This is a genomic window from Anaplasma centrale str. Israel, from assembly GCF_000024505.1.
Classification (GTDB): Bacteria; Pseudomonadota; Alphaproteobacteria; order Rickettsiales; family Anaplasmataceae; genus Anaplasma; species Anaplasma centrale.
This window is the reverse complement of record NC_013532.1, coordinates 692,371-709,763: the sequence shown is the minus strand read 5'-3', so window position 1 is coordinate 709,763 and position 17,393 is coordinate 692,371. Positions and strand designations below refer to the sequence as shown.

Sequence of the window (17,393 nt, the reverse complement as noted above, 5' to 3'; positions counted from 1 at the left end):
ATTCGGGAGATTGCACGCAGATCTTCCAACGATTTTACAATGACAATCCCTCTTAGAACACCTGCCAAGAGTTATAGAAGCAGTGAAAGCAGAAAAAGCGCGGCCGCCGCGCACTCCGCTAATATCCCGCACCGCAGCTACTTGAGTATGCGGTATGGCAATACTTGGCTCGGCTTTGACAAACCTGCTCCAGCTGCACGTTCTCTGGGTATCCATAGTCTACTGGCTTCCAGACAGTTGCCGCTGACGGCACTATCATGCAACACGCGCGGAGGAGGCGGCGCGCACGCACGGGGGAACCATGCCTAGCTAACGCATCCTAGCCGACACACATCGCAACATTCAACACCGCCGAGGCGGCACAGGGCTTCGTTCGTGCACAGCTACACGCGGCTTTATCCCCAGCACTGCTTCACAAAAACGGCCGCCGCGAAACCCACCACCAGTGAACACACGGCTACCGTGCACCACAGAGCCGCGCTCCAGCTTCAGTCAGCCCCATGGCCATACAAACCATGCACCACCGCGCATCCCCGGTACGGACCTACAGCGGCATAGTGCCTAAGCGCTTTCAGAGCATTACTCATCTTCTAGGCAAACCAGAGACACGCTACCCCCAAGTGCAGCGGCATTGACCGTGACGGCTTTTTCTGTCAAGAACCGATGTAAGTAGTACGGGCCTCCAGCCTTGGGGCCGGTCCCCGATAGCCCACGGCCTCCAAAGGGCTGTACCCCCGGCACAGCGCCGATCTGATGTCTATTTACATACACATTACCAGCCCCTATCCGGTCGGTAATATCATCGATGCTGCTTTGTATCCTGCTCTGTATTGAGAAAGTGAGCCCGTATCCGGTGCTGTTTATGTCATCAAGCATGTTCAGCAGGTCTGGTTTTTTGTACCTTATAACGTGCAGTACGGGCCCAAACACTTCCCGACTGAGCTGGGACATCGACTCTATCTCAAAAATATGAGGTGGGAAGAAATATCCCTCTTCTCCGCCATGCAGATAGCCAATATCCGCCTTACACAAAAGTTTGATCTTCTTTTTCTGCATTTCCTCTACGTAGGCATTGAGCATGTCGAGGCTTTGCTGGTCTATGACCGGACCTATGTCAGTGCTGAGCGACATGGGATTACCCAACCTCAGCTCTGCCACAGCGCCTAGAAGTAACTCTATCACCCCATCTGCAATCTCGTCCTGCAGGAACAGCGCCCTGAGAGCGGAACACCGCTGTCCGGCACTCTTGAATGCAGAGGTAATCACATCCCCAACAACTTGCTCCGGCAGCGCTGAGCTGTCAACTATCATGGCATTTATACCGCCGGTCTCAGCGATCAACGGGATTATATCGTGGCTACGCCCGGCTATGACCTGGTTGATTATATTAGCAGTCTCAGTAGAGCCGGTAAATGCGACCCCGGCAATTTTTGGACTGCTGAGCAAAGCATTACCTAACACTTCCCCTCGCCCAGGGAGGAAATGCAGCACGTCCGTTGGGACCCCAGCCTCATATAGTAGCTTCACCGCCTCGTAAGCCACAAGAGAGGTCTGTTCCGCCGGTTTTGCTATGACTGTATTGCCGGTGACAAGAGCCGCCGCGATTGGGCCCAAGAAAATAGCTAAGGGAAAGTTCCAAGGTGATATACAAACAAAGGTCCCCCTGCTTTCAAAGTAGAGATAGTTCTCTTCCCCTGCGGGCCCCGGGAGCTTTATTGGGTCAGTAAGCTGGTCTCTCGCAAGCCTCGCGTAGTATCGCAGGAAATCCACAGCTTCTCGGATTTCCGCAACTGCGTCAGGAATCACTTTGCCGCCCTCCCTTATCAGCAGGGAGAAGAACTTGCCCCTCCCTTCCTTCTCAAGTAGGTCTGCGGCATGTTCCAAAATATCGGCGCGCTCGCCCACTGGGGTATTACTCCATCTGTGGAATGAACTGCGTGCGGCATCTACGCTCTGTAGAGCATGTTCAGCGGTAGCAAATAACACCTCGCCCACCTTGGTGCTGAGGCTTGCTGGGGAAAATACTTCGTAAAGCTCTCCTCCCTCAATATCCTGACCATGAATTATTGGGTAGGCCTTCCAGGATGTGCTGTCAAACGCGCTAACCTCCTCACTCAGTGCGAGCATGGACAGCGAATCAGAGGTGTTGACCCCGGTGGAGTTTATCCTACCATCCGGGAACATTTCTGAAGGCAAGGGAATGCTGGGGTGCGGCATATATTCAAAGGACTTTGCCTTCTCCAGCGGATCAGCACACAAAGACTCGGCGGGAATGTCCGCATCGTTAATCATGTTTACGAAGGAAACGTTGGCCCCATTTTCTATTAACCGCCTGATTAGATAAGGCAGTAGCTCTTTATGCTGGCCTATGGGGGCATACACGCGGCAGCGAACGTTGGGCGCGATTTCTTTGGTGACATAGTCGTACAGGCCCTGCGCCATGCCGTGCAGACGCTGGAACTCAAACCCTGGATGGTCTTTGTCAGCCATCTCCAGAACAAAAGATAGGGTATAAGCGTTGTGAGTTGCAAAACAGGGATAAAAGGTTCCAGGTTTGCTTAAAACCCTCTGCACGCACGCAAGATAGGAGACATCCGTATACGCCCTTCTGGTGAACACCGGATACCCATCCAACCCCATCTCCTGTGCGTTTCTAATTTCGTAATCCCAATATGCACCCTTCACTAGCCGCAGGACCATCTTGCGGTTTGCTCTTATTGCTACATCCTCCACAAAATCAAGAGCGGCCAGCGCCCTTTTTTGGTAAGCCTGTATGACGAAACCAAGCCCCTCCCAACCGTTGAGCGAGCTATCGGAAAACACCTTGTCTAAAATCATGAGAGACAGCTCTAATCTGCGCGCCTCCTCGGCATCTATGGTCAGCCTGACGTTGTGCTTTTTTGCAACCTGACACAACTCTAACAGCTTAGATGATATGTCATTTAATACGTAATCAGCCTGCCCGAATTCATATCTGGGGTGCAAGGATGAGAGCTTAACCGATATTCCATGCCTTGACTCAAGCTCAGCCCCTGCTTTTGGATCCGCGCCTAACGTCTCTAAGACGTTCATGTAAGAAGCAAAGTACCTGTCGGCATCTGCGCGAGTTTGCGCAGCCTCCCCAAGAACATCAAAGGAACACAAACTTCCGTTTTCATTGCTTTTCGCAATCGCCTCCTCGATTGTGCGTCCACACACGTAGTGCTTGCCCAACACCTGAATCGCCTGCAGGGCAGTTTTTCTTATTACAGGCTCACCCATATCTTTCAGCAGGTTGCCCAATATGCCGTACCATCGGGAGTCATCAACTTCCCTAAGCATATGCGCACCGATGCTGAGCGCCAATGTAGATACATTAACAAATATCGATGCGGAACGCCCTATGTGCTTATTCCAAGTGGTGCGCGCAATTTTATCCCTTATCATATCGTCTATGGTGCAGTCGTCAGGGATCCTGAGTAAAGATTCCGCAAGGCACATGAGCGCCAATCCCTCTTCGGTTGACAGCCCATATTGCTGCATGAAGGCGTCTATCATGGTAGCGCTCTTGCTGGCACGCACCCTTTCTATTATTTGCTTAGCCAGACTGTATATCCGCACTTTGGACTCTTGAGATACTTCAGTCCGTTCAGCTAGATATCTTGTATAGCTTTTCTCATCAGCATTGTACAACCCCTGCATGCGCTTGCGCAGCTCATTAGGTGATTGTAGAGAACTAATCATCATATACCGTTACCCGCAAAAAACCAACAAAACAGCAAGGCACACACTCAACCAAGCTATAACAAGTGCCAGGCAACGACGCTAACAGGCCCAGGGCCAAAAAACCCCGCACCACTCGATGCGGTTGCGCTCAAAATGCCCGCAAAGCACAGCAGTAAAACACAAATGCGCCGCAATAATACAGAATGGCATTGCGACTGTCGAGCAAATTCGTTACCATAGGCGAGTGCCGGCTTAGGGCTGTGTGGGGGTAGTGATGTTTGATGTATCGGGCAGAAGATTTTTGGTTGTTGGGGCATCCGGGGGTATAGGCTCTGCCATATCTATTGCCCTATCCAAGGCGAATGCCAAGTTGTGCATATCGGGAACTAAAGCGGATGTATTGCAGAGCGTTGCGTCACAATGCCCGGCGGAGGCGCATGTGTTGCAATGTGATCTGCTGAACGGTGCGGAAGTAGACACCTTGGTGGATAGGGCTTCTGAGCGCATGTCAGGCATCGATGGGGTAATCTGCAGTGCGGGTATAACGCTCGACAAACTCTCGCTCCGCATTACTGATGAGGATTGGGATAAAGTTATAGCGGTGAATCTGAGCGCTGTGTTTAAGATCAACAAGAGTGCGTGCCGTGCGATGCTAAAGAACGAAAGCGGTAGAATCATCAACATCTCGTCAATCGTGGGTGTGACTGGCAATGTCGGCCAGGTGAATTACTCAGCATCCAAGGCTGGTATAATAGGCATGAGTAAATCTTTTGCCCTGGAGTTTGCGCCTCGTGGAATTACGGTAAATTGCGTTGCCCCTGGATTTATTGATACACCGATGACTGCCTCGCTACCTGAAAAACAGCGGGAACGCATCTTGGGTAACATACCCATGGGCCGTATGGGCACCCCTGAAGATATTGCCTCGGTGGTCTTGTTTCTGGCTAGTGATGCTAGTAGTTATATTACCGGGCAGACCATACACGTAAATGGTGGCATGTTGATGTGCTAGGGCGGCGCTCACCCGGGCGTGACGTGGCCGGTGTTTGAAGGGTATGCGCTCCCTACCCCGCTTGTCTCTTTATCTCTGGTTGGGGTTGCCCCAGGGTAGGCACGCTTTCTGCAGCGTTGTTTCGTGTGATTAGTTAAACTCAAAGTTTAATATAGAGAATTAAGTGCTTGATTTTAAGCAATGCTGCACCACTCTTCCACTAGTGAAACCAGATTTGTTCGTGTTTTTAGTATTGTGAAACTTGCTGCGGATTTGGTTATTATGCGCAACCCTTCGCCATATTCGCGCAGCGACGGCTCGCCTAGATTGCGTGAGGCTATGCACACACAGGCCAACCGTGCACGTGGAGCAAACAGCTTGCGGCGGCTGCACCCGCGACCACAAGCACTTAGAGCCCGTGACCGGCAGCACGAACTATAGAAACCCGGCAACGTGGCTAAGGAGGGATTCGAACCCCCGACCCGGAGATTATGATGCTCCTGCTCTACCCCTGAGCTACCTAGCCCGAGGACAAGGGGATATCACATCTTTTTCCATGTTGCAACCTGCATATTCGCGCACTACACCTTACACTCAAACACTAACGGCAATATTGGCACCAGTGATACCACATTATAGCAACCACAGAGGCTGTTAAGTGCCCCAATATCAGCAATTGTTCATAATTTTCGTTTACCATATCGGGGTGTTTCTACCCACCACAAAACCCGATTGCCCACCATCCCGGAGGAATGCAAATCTCCCCGGGTGTGTCTCGCAGTAGGGTGTCAACCGTGCATCGCGTTCGCAATAGCTGGGGCTTTCAAGTCCCAATATTGGGTTGGTATAGAAGCACAATAATGTTACGGGAAGTTGAAACACGCTTGAGCCATGTCACCAACGCGCTACAAGGACACGACATTCACCATGTTGGTCAAGGAAGAAGAGTGCGCGCCTAACAACCCCACCCAACCGGCGATGGCTCCCCAAAAAAGAAGGGTTGTATTGCTCCAATCGCATACGCTGCGCGCCACAGCCCGCGCGGTATTTATAAGCTACTGGTTCTGTGTATGCATGGCATACTTCCTCGCACTGGCATGGCCCACTGTTCCCCGGGAGGCTAGTCTCACACTTTTTGCTGCAGCTTCCGTACTGGCGATTTGTGGGTACACCATGGCTTCTTATCTCACAGTGCGACGCAACCAGCAAGGGCATGCGCATACGAAGGCACTGGCGCGTCTTGAGAAGGTGGATGTATTCGCATCATGTGCGGAGGCTGTAATCGTCATTGGCCTTTCAGCTGCATCATTGGGGTTCATGCTTTCTGGAATCACTACCCCGCGCTACTTTGCCGTTATCGGATGCTTTGCATCAATGTGTGCGATTTTGTCTAAGGTTGCCTCCATGAGTGCTGGCCACGTGCAGTTACAACTGGAGAGCCAATACATGGACAAAGAAGAATACTATTCCAGGTTGCGGACATCCAGAACCCTGAAAATATTCGGTTGCTTTTCCATAGCATTGGGGGCTGTGAGCATTTGTATGAGCATTGCGTCAATCAGCAGTGACAGCGTGCATGTTGGTGGGCTTGCGTGGAATATAGCGAAGGCAATAGCAAGCTGCGGATGGTTGACCACTGCTGTTGGGTCTTTCGTCCTTATACGTATGACCCAGCGTAACCGTTGCTATCAGAGACTACTTTCAGAATGTGAAGTCTCAGCTGTTTCTGAAACGCTTGCTGTGGAGGACAAGAAAAAATCCGCCAAAAATGCGCTTATAGCGCTGGGCAAATGCCAGACCAGGTAGGCCGCTACGGGCATTTTCGCTGAATTCCCTTTACGTTTTTGTGATTTGTGATGAAACAAGCGTCACTCAGAGGGTTCTGTATTCAAGAACGTTTAACGCACTAACAACGTACTTCGCCTGTCGGCATTTAGCGATTTTTCCAGCTAGTTGGGGCAGTTTCTAAAACAAAATCATAACCTGCAATGCAAATGTACCTGATACTCTCCCGCCTTGAATAGCACCCTGACTCCCCGCACACCCTGCCGTCTCAACCCAGATGCAACCTTCTTTGCGTGTGCCGCTTCGCTGACTCTCAAAACATAACCAACGCTGGTTTTTGCCTTGATGAGATCTTTTCTATGGCGCTCTTCCAGCTTTGCATACCTCATTTTATTTGAGAGTTGCTCATGCAGCATTTTTCTAGACATTTTTCCTAGGTAAAGCACCTTGACTTTCGCAATGCCCTTGTCACGAAAACCAAGCAGCGTGGCGGCTTTCTCTGAGAGGTCTATTATCCTATTCTCAACAAACGGACCCCGGTCATTTACCTTCACTATAACCTTTTTACCGTTTTCGAGGTTTGTGATTTCGACAAAACTAGGCATTGGTAAGGTTTTGTGTGCGGCGGTGAGTAGGAATCTGCTAAAAATATCACCATTAGCGGTGGGTTTGTTGTGAAAATCACCACCATACCAGGAGGCAATGCCAACTTCTTCATAGTGGTCATAGTACTGGGGCTTGTACGATATTCCGTTGACGGCATAGCTCCTGCCAATTTTGTAATGAGCGCCAGTGTAGCCAGGCTTGGGGGCGGAAGCTATACATCCCTGTAAGAATCCCAGGGCAAAGCATGCCAGAGACAGGATAGTAAGATGGTATTGCGGCACTAGGAGCGCGGTCAATGTAACTCTCGCCTGAATGGTTGCAAAAAACGCACGTATAGTCAATATCGTCGCATCAACTTGCAAAATGCCAGCGATGCCATTAAACAATTGCACAGCTTTCGTGCGAGCGTTGTATTGGCGTTTTCACGCACGCCTGGTTGCCGACGCTTCACATTATGGCCTTTGCGGGCCGCTTAACCCATAAAAATCATAGCGTTTGTGCAAGATACACACAACGGGCGCATGGTCTGATGGCGATTCCAGCCCCCTGATGCTAGAGAGAATATCGCACTTAACAAGCCTATCCACCGCATTTGGGGAAAGCAATATGTGATCTATCCTCATGCCTCTATTTCTCTGCCACGACCCCTCTCTATAATTCCACCAGCTGAATTCCTGCTTGCCTCCATGCAAAACGCGAAAAGCATCCGTAAAACCTGAATACAGAATTGCGCGGAGCCTTGCACGCTCTTCCGGATGGAAGCACAATTTTCCGTCGAGCGCTTGTGCATCATACACATCCATACACTCAGGAGCAACGTTATAATCCCCGCCAACAACTATCCACTCCTCCCCCTCCAACAGCTTTAGCATCCTTGCCTTGAGAGACCGCAAAAAATTGAGCTTGTAGACGAAGGTTTCTGTATCAACCTCCTGCCCGTTTGGCACGTAAACGCTTGCAACTCTTATCTTAACTTCGCGACAATCTACCAGGCATTCTAAGTATCTAGCCTCCGTTACGGAGTAACTGCCCGTGTCTTGCGCCGCACTTATCCCCTCCGCTGAATCGAAGATCGTGTTACACACCTCACCGATTATCGGATACTTGCTTAGTATGGCTACTCCGTTTCTCGATTTCTGCCCATGTATGTAGCACTTGTACCCCAGGCTTTCCAGCTCCGCCAAGGGAAACTGATCATCAGTACATTTGGTTTCCTGCAGCAGTGCAATGTCTATGCGGTGTTCGGACAGCACGCTGCGCAGGTGGTCCACTCTCTTCCTTATGGAATTCACATTCCACGTCAGTATTCTAATCATTCTCCATAAAACATCGGAAATCATCAGGGGGATTAACTCCCCAATTAGTTGGCATGTCAAGCCACAAATAAACAACCTCTACATCTCTATGGAAGTGAGTGTATGCGAATGTGAGGGGAGCGCAACAAGCCAAGAGCTGCCACATGCCTAGACGACGACGGCTTTGCTTCTGCGTACTGAGAATTTTAGCCCCAACTCTATCCCATAGGAATTGAACGCAAAATCTTGAAAATTATAAAACACGCCGTTACCATCTTCGTCACGTATTGTGTCAGTCTTATACTGCCAATGGTGCTTGCGATAGTTATACCCCACATACGCTTCTAAACCCGAAATAATGAGGTAAGAAAGGCCAATCTTCGATTGTGTGACTATTCCATATATATCTTCGGAGTACCGACGCAGCCCTTGATATTGTAATATCTTAGCTATACCCACGCTGGAACCGACGTATACGCCGACCTTTCTACCTAGTGGGTAGTGGCCATACAATCCGTAGGAGATGGACAGCCTTCTGATTGAGAGCATATCCTCAATTTCGCGTATGGTAATATCTGCGTCACCCAGCATCTGCTGAATCACGCGTAGGACACCCACTATCCCCTCTTCTAGCACGGGAGTAGCCATTGAGCTGCGAAATTCGAATTCGTGATATATCCTGTCAGTAACAGCTGGCCAAATAGAGGTTGCATAAAGGTCCCAGCTGCTACCGACACGTGTGGAGTACCGTAAGTTCAGTGAATTATCATAGCCTACGTTATACACATAACCGACTCTACATTGCGGCGCTTTCGTAAGCCACTTGTTCAACTGTCTAGTGATAAACCCCGTTTCCACGGAAGACACTCCCAAGATCAAGCCCAATACCGATAGAGCCATCATACATGCTTTGAGAGATGCACTAACCGCACTCCAGCTTGTATATTAATATTTTAATAAAAGCAATACAAATCTTCCGAAAAACAGAAAAAACTAGGTCCACAACCGCGGAGTGTACCGTTACACTATACCTACCACAGGTTGAGCGTGTTGGTCAAACGAAAAGTGCTCCGCGAACATTTGCGGTCAGATGCGCCATGTATGAGGCCATAAACGCTTTACGCTTTCCGCCATCACGGGGTGTGAGCATGTTTTACTTGACGGAATGCGGTAAATATAGAAATATCTGGGTATCTATGGCACTGGTGGGGAATGAAGCCGTGAAGGTTATGGGGTCTTTAAAGTCAGCGAAAAGTCGCGACAGAGACTGCAAAATAGTGCGCAGGAAGGGGCGCATATACGTTATAAATAAAAAGAAGCCAAGGTTTAAGGCAAGACAAGGGTATTAGTTAAGCTGATTCGCTGTTGTAGTTGGTGATGTATCATTTCGGCCGTCGCCCGGTGGGTGTGGTTGGTGCTCCGCGTGTTGGGCTTTCAGTTAGCGCCTCTGTTGCTAGGTTGTGCGTTGTGCTGGTTGCATGTGTGGTAACTTGCTATCTCGGTGCAAGCGTCATGTTCGGGGACCGTGGCTTGCTTGCTATGTTGAGGCTGCGTCAGGAGCTGCGCAGGTACGAGGGTGATTTGAGCAGGATGGTGCAGCTGAAGGAAGAGATGCAGCGGAGGAATGCACTGTTGTATGAGAGCTCACTGAACCTGGATTTGCTCGATGAACGCAGCAGGAGCGTGCTCGGCCATGTTGAGCCAGATGAGCTTGTTGTGATCCTAAAGCCCCAGTGAGGGGTACGTTACTGATGGGCTTGCGCTTTCAGCCTCTGCCGCATTACGTGGGTTTGTACTTCCGATGTTAGTAGATGGCCTAGTGCTACTATCCGCCTCAAAGTCTGCTTCCAGATGCAGTGTTGATGATTGGTAGCCTTGCGTCGGCGCCCTGCGCATTTGTACTAGAATGATAGAGTTCCAGATCAGAGCTGCAATGGCAATAATCACGATGAACCCTCCAATGTTCATTATGAAAAAGAGCGTCGAGCCCTCCTGAATGCTTGTCACTGCGCCGTGCATCAGTAATGAGCCTAGCACCACACCAAGGCAGACCATACATCCCACAACTACCTTCTCTTTGTGCGACATATGGGGATGAGTGCCGGCTATAGGCAGGCCAGGCTCCACCCTTCCCTCACATTCTTGATACTCAACCTCGGAGCTTTCAATATCCGGACCGGTGATTTTTTCTGCAGCGCTTAGCCTGGGGCACGATTCTCTCGTAAGGACCACTCGTTGCACAGAACGTAGAGAAAGTGCAGACCTGGGCACGCATACAAGCCGCTGCCCGGTCTTCTTAACGGAAAGCGACATCTCGACCCGAAAGAAAACAACACGCTGCTTACAACAGCTGAAAAGAGCTGTGCAGCCGACGGTGGGCCTGGGAAGAATCGAACTTCCGTCCTCACGCTTATCAGGCGTGCGCTCCAACCGCTGAGCTACAGACCCCGTAACCTATACTGATAAGCAAGATTGAGGAAGAACGTCTACGAAAACTCTGTTGCCCGCCCTCTTGCGAAAACAAACAACCCCAACAACCTTGGAAAATATGGTATGATCCTTACCGATGCCAACATTCCTCCCTGGATGGTACTTGGTACCACGTTGGCGAACTATTATGTTACCAGGAACAACGAGCTCGCTCCCAAATTTTTTAACGCCGAGCCTTCTACCCCTCGAATCTCTACCATTAGAGGAGCTACCACCGGACTTTTTAGTAGCCACAACCTACCCCACTTTAAGTACACGCAAAACGACCAACTCCTGCCGGTGGCCGATTTTTCTTCTGTAATTCTTACGGCGCCGCTTTTTGAACACAACGATCTTATCGCCCCTACAGCACGAAACGACCTCTGCAGTGACTGAAGAACTCTTCCTTTGGAAGACAGGGCTTTCTTCCCCCCCAAAGGTAGCAAGGCTGTCAAGCATGACCTGCTCACCCACCCCAACATTCATCAACTCTACCTTGATTACGTCGCGCTCCTTAACTTTGTACTGCTTCCCGCCAGCCTCAACCACAGCGAACATACTCAAAGCCTCTAACTTATACACCGCAAACGCCCGGATTCTGGCCCACATGAGCCCCGCTGTCAACAAAATTTTGACACCAAACGCCCACGTCCGGCCACGAACACACAAGATTATACTGGGAAAATTCCCTAAGTCCACACATACATGGTGTGGCGCGCAAACTTTGATGCACCATCCGTGTGTAGTGCCGTCATAAAACGTTGAGGCAGCAACATCCATGGCAAGAGCAACATCAGAAGAAGCTCGATACCCAGATTTTTCAATAGCCTCTACCAAAACATCAAGCACATCTGTATTGTTCTCCAAATTTGGAGCAAAACCCCCTTCATCACCAGTGTTAACGGAGCATCCCATATTCTTGAGTACTTCCTTAAGCTTATAAAACACCTCCGCACACATCCTTGCCGCATCAGCAAATGTCTGGGCACCCACGGGCACTATCATGAATTCTTGAAAGTCAAGCGGATTGTCCGCGTGCAGACCCCCATTCACTACGTTCACCAGGGGCAACTTGCACTAGTAAGCTGGTGCGGAGCTTAACGCCGGCGATGTGCCCGAACAAGTGTGCTGCGCGGCTTTTAGTTGGCCAAATGCCCTGCTCGCCGAATTTTTTGCTTTATTTACTTTTTTGCAGAGATTGTTTATCCTGTCCACTATTGGGTGTGGGGGTCATTGTGCTAGGCGCCAGATCAGTTGCTAAAATCAGTAGAGTTTTTGCGCGGCAAATCCTCGATAGTAGGGGCCGTCCTACGGTTGAGGTTGAAGTTTTATTGTCTGATGGCGCTGTCGGTAGGGTTGCCGTACCGTCTGGGGCTTCTGTCGGGAGGTTCGAAGCCTTGGAGCTTAGGGATGGTGACCAGGCCAAGTATGCAGGATATGGGGTGCTTAAGCCGATTCAGGGCGTCAACACGACAGTAGCCGGTGCCCTGGCTGGGGTTTCTCCTTTTGATCAAAAAGCGGTGGATGAGGTTTTACTCTCGCTGGACGGCACCAAGAATAAATCCAACCTGGGTGCAAATGCCACCATAGGAGTGTCGCTGGCTGTGGCGACTGCTGCTGCGGAGAGCATGGGCGTCCCATTGTACAGGTATCTAGGGGGAGCGATCGCAAGGGAGATGCCGTTGCCCCTGGTGAACGTAGTGAATGGGGGTCTGCACGCGGACAATCCGCTTGACTTTCAAGAATTCATGATAGTGCCCGTGGGTGCCCAGACATTTGCTGATGCGGCAAGGATGTGTGCGGAGGTGTTTTATAAGCTTAAGGAAGTACTCAAGAATATGGGATGCTCCGTTAACACTGGTGATGAAGGGGGTTTTGCTCCAAATTTGGAGAACAATACAGATGTGCTTGATGTTTTGGTAGAGGCTATTGAAAAATCTGGGTATCGAGCTTCTTCTGATGTTGCTCTTGCCATGGATGTTGCTGCCTCAACGTTTTATGACGGCACTGCATACAAGTTTGCTGGTCAGTGCCTAACCAGTGATGAATTAATCGCATACTACGAAGGCATGGTTTCTCAGTATCCTATAGTCTCCATAGAAGATGCTATGGCAGAAAATGATGTAGAAGGATGGAAGGCGATTACCAAGCGTTTGGGGAGCAAGGTTCAGTTGGTAGGGGATGATCTGTTCGTGACGAACCCCGCCTTGATCAGCGATGGGGTGAAGAATGAATTGGCAAATGCGGTTCTGATTAAGCCCAACCAGATCGGCACCCTCACCGAAACTATGGATGCGATTAGGGCTGCGCAGCGGAATAATTATAACGTCATAGTGTCGCATAGATCTGGTGAAACGGAAGACGTCACAATTTCTCATATAGCGGTCGCAGCGAATTGCGGGCAAATTAAGTCTGGCTCATTTTCCAGGTCAGAACGCTTGGCGAAGTATAATGAGCTCATACGCATAGAGGAAGACCTCGGTAAAAGTGCACTCCTTTATAATGTGATGTAACATGAGCTTTGTGGATGAAGCGAAAATCTACATCAGAGGAGGGAAAGGAGGCGATGGGTGTGTAAGTTTCAGGCGGGAGAAGTTCGTAGAGTTTGGTGGTCCTGATGGTGGTAATGGGGGAAATGGCGGGTCAGTGATATTCATCGCCAGTAATGCTGTCAATACGCTATTATACTTCAGATATAACCAACACATAAGGGCAGAAAATGGTAAACCAGGGTCCGGCAAGGGGAAGTTTGGTGCAGCAGGTCGTGATCGTGTGGTAGAAGTACCGGTAGGCACCCAGTTGTATGATGAACATGGGGATGATCTTATAGCAGATTTGAACAGTGTAGGGCAAAGGCATATAGCAGCAGCAGGTGGAAGGGGTGGTGTTGGCAATGCTCAGTACAAGAGCTCTACTAACCGTGCACCAACGTATTTTACCTACGGAACTCCTGGGGAAGAGCATTGTGTGCTGCTGAAGCTTAAGATAGTCTCTGACGTAGGAATAATAGGCATGCCTAATGCTGGGAAGTCTAGCTTATTATCACGTTGTACTGCATCAAAGACGAAGGTTTCTGACTATCCATTTACAACCTTAGAACCGCATTTAGGGGTCGCATATGCAAACGGGTGCGAGCTAGTGCTGGCAGATATTCCTGGCCTGATAGAAAATGCCAATTTGGGTGCGGGGTTGGGGCATAAGTTCCTCAAGCATATCGAGAGGTGCGTCATACTCCTCCATCTCGTAGATTGCTCCCTTCCAGACGTAGTCGGCGCTTATGAGCTGGTCAGGCGGGAGCTACAGCTGCACAGTGAGGAGCTTGCTTGCAAGCAGGAGGTGGTAATACTAAACAAGTGTGATTTACTCTCAGGGGAGGAAGTGAAGGAAAAGCAGAAGCTTCTAGCGAGCTCGATAAACAAGGAGGTGATGACTCTGTCTATGGGTGATGAGCTAGATTCCCTGGTTACTTTTCTATATTCACAGGCAAGGAAGGCAGTTGCAACTGACGAGCCACCGCGGATTTTTGATCCCTTTCTATACGTGCACTATAACAAGAAATCCTAGTTCAGCTAGTGTCCATTGCCACTATATGGCCCCTCTCTGGCCCGGTGGATACCAAGCTTATTGGCAAAACCTGCAGGGTAATACGCACCAATTCATCCATGATCTCACCCGGAGAAACCTCCCGTCGGTTCGTGGCTCTCCTTAGCAAATTATGGTAAGACAGCAGACACTGTACCTTGGGTCGTGGAGCGAGGGTTCAATACTGGACGTACAGGCTGCCGGGGCGATGATCCTCGCCCTTGTAAGATGGTATGTCTTTTTTGATCTGCTTCGAAAGAGCAATGTGGTTGTCACGCCGAAGATATTTTGCGGCAAGCATGGTCAGCCTCTCTGGGCTATTAAGGGCAGTCCACTCCGCTTTCAGCGCGCTTATTTCATCATTAACTTGTGCTATCTCCTTCTGGATCTGTGCAAGCGATTTTTGCATATCCCTGACATAAAATTTCACCCTAAACACCCCGATGGTAAACGCACAGACTATACAAAAGCACAATACGTATGCGCCTTTCATGGGCTACTCTACCCTAACAATGGCTCTTAACTTGCCTGATCTAGACCTGGGATTATCTCTAATTTCTTCATCAGTTGGTCTTATCGCTTTTTTATTCACCAAGCTGAAGCCCATGTCGCACAAGGACTTAAACTTTTGTTTTACAACCCGGTCTTCCAGAGAATGAAAAGACGTCACCAGGATCTTTCCACCGACCCTTAGCAGCTTGGATGCCGCTTCAAGACCAGCTTGCAGCTCTTCAAGCTCGTTATTCACCCATATCCGTATCGCCTGAAACGTCCGTGTGGCTGGATCTATGGGATGTACGCGGCTTCTGGGAACTACAGACCTGATTATCTCCGCCAAATCTTCTGTGCTGTTTATCTTGCGCTTCTGGCGCGCATCTACTATTGCCCTGGCGACCTTTCTAGAGCGCCGTTCTCCCCCATAATGGTAAATTATATCTGCCATTTCCTTCTCGAGCACCGTATTCACAAACAGTGCCGCGTTTCTTTGGGAAGAGGAGCACATACGCATATCCAAGGAGCCACTTTTCATGAATGAAAACCCCCTACTAGGGTCAGCTAGCTGCATTGCTGACGTGCCTAAATCAAAAACTATGCCATCTACCCTGTTGATCCCAAAAGAAAGCATCACCTCTCTTAATCTACTGAATTTACTAATCGCAAGGCTGAGCCTACCTGGAAAGCTCTGCAGTAATTCATCGAAGTATTCTTTTACTGTTATATCTTGGTCAATTGCGTATACGGCACACCGCGCCATTTCCAGCATTTTCCTACTGTATCCACCGCCACCGAAGGTTGCATCAATGTATATTTTTCCGTCTTGCGGAGATAAGGTTTCCATAACCTCATTCAGTAGTACAGGTTTGTGCACCATGCTGCTAACAGTCTGTTTCTATGGTACAATAATATCGCCGTTTGCCTGCAACTATTCAAATTTTTTTGGAACATTGCCACCCAGGCTACCATGGGGTTGTTTGTTGTGCACAACAACGCCGCACCCTGCACACGGGTATGTTCAAGTGGTAGCTTTGTCACGAGCTTACTCGTTATTTCTATACGTGTTGCTTTCCGTGATGATGAGGTCCAGCCTCTGGTCGTGCGCAGCAACGGGAATTTTGTTACAAAGCTGCGCGTCGTATGCAACTCCCACACAAAAACACTGAAAGTTGCGTCTTAGGAACGCTATGGTATAGTCGTAATATCCCCCACCAAAGCCTAATCTGTTCAAGCGTCGGTCAAATGCCACAAGCGGAACAAACAATACTTCGGGTATCACTGTTGCTTCATCTAGGGCATCGCCGTCCCAGCGCTTGAAGACTAATAGCCTACTATCCTGTTGCACAACTGGTATGAGCACGGTGCTACCCTGCTCTTTCACGAGTTGCATGAGTGGCAACACATCTATCTCCCCATCACGAGGTATATAGCCCGCTACTGCCCCGCCCTTGCGCAGCTTTACATTGCGCATACAACTTTCTTTTAGCATTTCTGCGGCTTCATGCACATTGAAAATATTTCTTCGTAGATTGCGATAATGGCCCCTCAGAGTTGATTTTGCTTCCATGAATATGCAATCTCCGTGGTATAAATACCAAGCCATGATAACCACATTTGGTATATGAGTACACAACCAAGCAACCCCCGGAAACACTTTGCCCTTTCAACTATCGTAGTTGAAGATACTGACGGGCAGGTGCCCGTCACAAAACCCATAACCCAGGTTAGCATCAACAGCAAGGAATCTCCGCAGACCAGTACGGCGCCCCCACTGGCACCTAGATGTGCAAAATCTCCCCAACGTGCGGATACAGGCTCATCACAGCAACCCAGCCCATCCACTCCGAAGCTAGCTGCAAAACCCATAACCCAGGTTCGTATCAACAGCAAGGAATCTCCGCAGGCCGGTACGGCGCCCCCACTGGCACCTAGATGTGCGAAGTTTCCCCAATACATGGGCATCAGTTCATCACAACCAAGCAGCTTCGAAATACTTTGCCCTTTCAACTATCGTAGCTGGGGATGCTACTGACAAGCGCGTGCCTATCACCACACAACCTGTAACTAGGTATAGCACCGGCTCACCCGTGAGTAGCATACCCCCGCTGATGCCACGGCAATTTTTGCTACGTGGTAATAAAAGCGCTTTTTGAGGACGGAAAGTCTTCATTCTGTTGTAGTGAGGATGCCATTGACAAGCGCGTGCCTATCGCCACAAAACCTGTAACTAGGGATAGCACCGGCTCACCCGTGAGTAGCATACCCTCGCTGATGCCACGGCAATTTTTGTTATGTGGTAATAAAAACACTTTTTGAAAAAAAAGTCTTAATTATGTAAATATGTGTTATATTTCCCGCAGCGAAATGCGTAAGTACAGGCCTTGATACCGTAAATTGCACATAAAATCTTCTCTGCACTCAGCAGAGATGTGTCTGTTTACAACACAAAGATAGTACAAGCCTGG

General features: G+C 49.5%; 16 protein-coding genes, 2 tRNA genes and 1 pseudogene. 6 read left to right on the top strand and 13 right to left on the bottom strand.

Features of this window, described 5'->3' with window-relative positions:
* Positions 1 to 579 precede the first annotated feature (579 nt).
* The gene (gene putA / locus ACIS_RS03045; protein WP_041651501.1) at positions 580 to 3,723 is read right to left on the bottom strand and encodes a bifunctional proline dehydrogenase/L-glutamate gamma-semialdehyde dehydrogenase PutA; all 3,144 of its coding nucleotides are present in this window, start codon (positions 3,721 to 3,723) and stop codon (positions 580 to 582) included.
* 256 nt (positions 3,724 to 3,979) lie between these two features.
* On the opposite strand from putA, the gene fabG reads away from it, so the two are divergent.
* The gene (gene fabG / locus ACIS_RS03040) at positions 3,980 to 4,717 is read left to right on the top strand and encodes a 3-oxoacyl-[acyl-carrier-protein] reductase (protein ID WP_041651499.1); all 738 of its coding nucleotides are present in this window, start codon (positions 3,980 to 3,982) and stop codon (positions 4,715 to 4,717) included.
* Positions 4,718 to 5,150: 433 nt separating this feature from the next.
* Here the strand turns inward: fabG and ACIS_RS03035 are convergent.
* Positions 5,151 to 5,222: transfer RNA gene (locus ACIS_RS03035), tRNA-Met, on the bottom strand.
* Between the two features lie 647 nt (positions 5,223 to 5,869).
* Here ACIS_RS03035 and ACIS_RS03030 point away from each other — a divergent pair.
* On the top strand, positions 5,870 to 6,502 hold the full coding sequence (locus ACIS_RS03030) for a hypothetical protein (protein WP_238523243.1): 633 nt from the start codon (positions 5,870 to 5,872) through the stop codon (positions 6,500 to 6,502).
* Positions 6,503 to 6,672: 170 nt separating this feature from the next.
* On the opposite strand, the gene ACIS_RS05640 is transcribed toward ACIS_RS03030, so the two are convergent.
* The 3 genes from ACIS_RS05640 to ACIS_RS03015 all read right to left on the bottom strand — a co-directional run bounded on the left by ACIS_RS05640 (position 6,673) and on the right by ACIS_RS03015 (position 9,285).
* Positions 6,673 to 7,383 carry a septal ring lytic transglycosylase RlpA family protein gene (locus ACIS_RS05640; protein ID WP_148207733.1) on the bottom strand — a complete coding sequence of 237 codons (711 nt, stop codon included), beginning with the start codon at positions 7,381 to 7,383 and terminating at the stop codon, positions 6,673 to 6,675.
* 156 nt (positions 7,384 to 7,539) lie between these two features.
* Positions 7,540 to 8,427 carry an exodeoxyribonuclease III gene (gene xth, locus ACIS_RS03020; RefSeq protein WP_012880741.1) on the bottom strand — a complete coding sequence of 296 codons (888 nt, stop codon included), beginning with the start codon at positions 8,425 to 8,427 and terminating at the stop codon, positions 7,540 to 7,542.
* A 123-nt stretch (positions 8,428 to 8,550) separates the two neighbouring features.
* A complete protein-coding gene (locus ACIS_RS03015; protein WP_012880740.1) occupies positions 8,551 to 9,285 on the bottom strand; it encodes a hypothetical protein in 735 nt (244 codons plus the stop codon).
* Positions 9,286 to 9,602: 317 nt separating this feature from the next.
* Here ACIS_RS03015 and ykgO point away from each other — a divergent pair, with 317 nt between their 5' ends.
* Both ykgO and ACIS_RS03005 read left to right on the top strand, forming a co-directional pair.
* Positions 9,603 to 9,731, top strand: a complete 129-nt coding sequence (gene ykgO / locus ACIS_RS03010; RefSeq protein WP_010264484.1) for a type B 50S ribosomal protein L36 — start codon at positions 9,603 to 9,605, stop codon at positions 9,729 to 9,731.
* A gap of 52 nt (positions 9,732 to 9,783) precedes the next feature.
* Positions 9,784 to 10,119 (top strand): FtsB family cell division protein, encoded by a 336-nt coding sequence (locus tag ACIS_RS03005; protein ID WP_238523242.1) that lies wholly within the window; start codon positions 9,784 to 9,786, stop codon positions 10,117 to 10,119.
* Here ACIS_RS03005 and ACIS_RS05295 read toward each other — a convergent pair.
* The 5 genes and pseudogenes from ACIS_RS05295 to eno (ACIS_RS05290) form a co-directional block, all read right to left on the bottom strand.
* A complete protein-coding gene (locus ACIS_RS05295; protein WP_012880738.1) occupies positions 10,105 to 10,695 on the bottom strand; it encodes a hypothetical protein in 591 nt (196 codons plus the stop codon). The two genes, ACIS_RS03005 and ACIS_RS05295, sit on opposite strands and share 15 nt — an antisense overlap.
* 62 nt (positions 10,696 to 10,757) lie before the next feature.
* Positions 10,758 to 10,830, bottom strand: a tRNA-Ile gene (locus ACIS_RS02995).
* Positions 10,831 to 10,836: 6 nt separating this feature from the next.
* Positions 10,837 to 11,106 carry a 50S ribosomal protein L27 gene (gene rpmA, locus ACIS_RS02990; RefSeq protein ID WP_012880737.1) on the bottom strand — a complete coding sequence of 90 codons (270 nt, stop codon included), beginning with the start codon at positions 11,104 to 11,106 and terminating at the stop codon, positions 10,837 to 10,839.
* A 3-nt stretch (positions 11,107 to 11,109) separates the two neighbouring features.
* A complete protein-coding gene (gene rplU, locus ACIS_RS02985) occupies positions 11,110 to 11,409 on the bottom strand; it encodes a 50S ribosomal protein L21 (protein WP_012880736.1) in 300 nt (99 codons plus the stop codon).
* Between the two features lie 195 nt (positions 11,410 to 11,604).
* Positions 11,605 to 11,919 (bottom strand): annotated as a pseudogene (gene eno / locus ACIS_RS05290) (phosphopyruvate hydratase); the annotation flags it as partial.
* Positions 11,920 to 12,086: 167 nt separating this feature from the next.
* Here eno (ACIS_RS05290) and eno (ACIS_RS02980) point away from each other — a divergent pair.
* Both eno (ACIS_RS02980) and obgE read left to right on the top strand, forming a co-directional pair.
* Positions 12,087 to 13,364, top strand: a complete 1,278-nt coding sequence (gene eno, locus ACIS_RS02980; RefSeq protein WP_041651492.1) for a phosphopyruvate hydratase — start codon at positions 12,087 to 12,089, stop codon at positions 13,362 to 13,364.
* 1 nt (position 13,365) lies between these two features.
* Positions 13,366 to 14,415 (top strand): GTPase ObgE, encoded by a 1,050-nt coding sequence (gene obgE, locus ACIS_RS02975; protein ID WP_012880734.1) that lies wholly within the window; start codon positions 13,366 to 13,368, stop codon positions 14,413 to 14,415.
* 196 nt (positions 14,416 to 14,611) lie between these two features.
* On the opposite strand, the gene ftsL is transcribed toward obgE, so the two are convergent.
* The 3 genes from ftsL to ACIS_RS02960 all read right to left on the bottom strand — a co-directional run bounded on the left by ftsL (position 14,612) and on the right by ACIS_RS02960 (position 16,531).
* Positions 14,612 to 14,926 (bottom strand): cell division protein FtsL, encoded by a 315-nt coding sequence (ftsL, locus tag ACIS_RS02970; RefSeq protein ID WP_012880733.1) that lies wholly within the window; start codon positions 14,924 to 14,926, stop codon positions 14,612 to 14,614.
* Positions 14,927 to 14,929: 3 nt separating this feature from the next.
* Positions 14,930 to 15,805 (bottom strand): 16S rRNA (cytosine(1402)-N(4))-methyltransferase RsmH, encoded by an 876-nt coding sequence (gene rsmH, locus ACIS_RS02965; protein WP_012880732.1) that lies wholly within the window; start codon positions 15,803 to 15,805, stop codon positions 14,930 to 14,932.
* Positions 15,806 to 15,970: 165 nt separating this feature from the next.
* A complete protein-coding gene (locus ACIS_RS02960; protein ID WP_238523241.1) occupies positions 15,971 to 16,531 on the bottom strand; it encodes a 5-formyltetrahydrofolate cyclo-ligase in 561 nt (186 codons plus the stop codon).
* Between the last annotated feature and the right edge of the window lie 862 nt (positions 16,532 to 17,393).

Excerpts from the sequence above, each read along its gene's own strand:
- ACIS_RS03015 (WP_012880740.1), bottom strand. The coding sequence starts at position 9,285 with ATGATGGCTCTATCGGTATTGGGCTTGATCTTGGGAGTGTCTTCCGTG.
- ACIS_RS03030 (WP_238523243.1), top strand. The coding sequence starts at position 5,870 with ATGGCTTCTTATCTCACAGTGCGACGCAACCAGCAAGGGCATGCGCAT.
- putA (WP_041651501.1), bottom strand. The coding sequence starts at position 3,723 with ATGATTAGTTCTCTACAATCACCTAATGAGCTGCGCAAGCGCATGCAG.
- ftsL (WP_012880733.1), bottom strand. The coding sequence starts at position 14,926 with ATGAAAGGCGCATACGTATTGTGCTTTTGTATAGTCTGTGCGTTTACC.
- rplU (WP_012880736.1), bottom strand. The coding sequence starts at position 11,409 with ATGTTCGCTGTGGTTGAGGCTGGCGGGAAGCAGTACAAAGTTAAGGAG.
- ACIS_RS05295 (WP_012880738.1), bottom strand. The coding sequence starts at position 10,695 with ATGTCGCTTTCCGTTAAGAAGACCGGGCAGCGGCTTGTATGCGTGCCC.
- fabG (WP_041651499.1), top strand. The coding sequence starts at position 3,980 with ATGTTTGATGTATCGGGCAGAAGATTTTTGGTTGTTGGGGCATCCGGG.
- rsmH (WP_012880732.1), bottom strand. The coding sequence starts at position 15,805 with ATGGTGCACAAACCTGTACTACTGAATGAGGTTATGGAAACCTTATCT.
- obgE (WP_012880734.1), top strand. The coding sequence starts at position 13,366 with ATGAGCTTTGTGGATGAAGCGAAAATCTACATCAGAGGAGGGAAAGGA.
- xth (WP_012880741.1), bottom strand. The coding sequence starts at position 8,427 with ATGATTTCCGATGTTTTATGGAGAATGATTAGAATACTGACGTGGAAT.
- ACIS_RS02960 (WP_238523241.1), bottom strand. The coding sequence starts at position 16,531 with ATGGCTTGGTATTTATACCACGGAGATTGCATATTCATGGAAGCAAAA.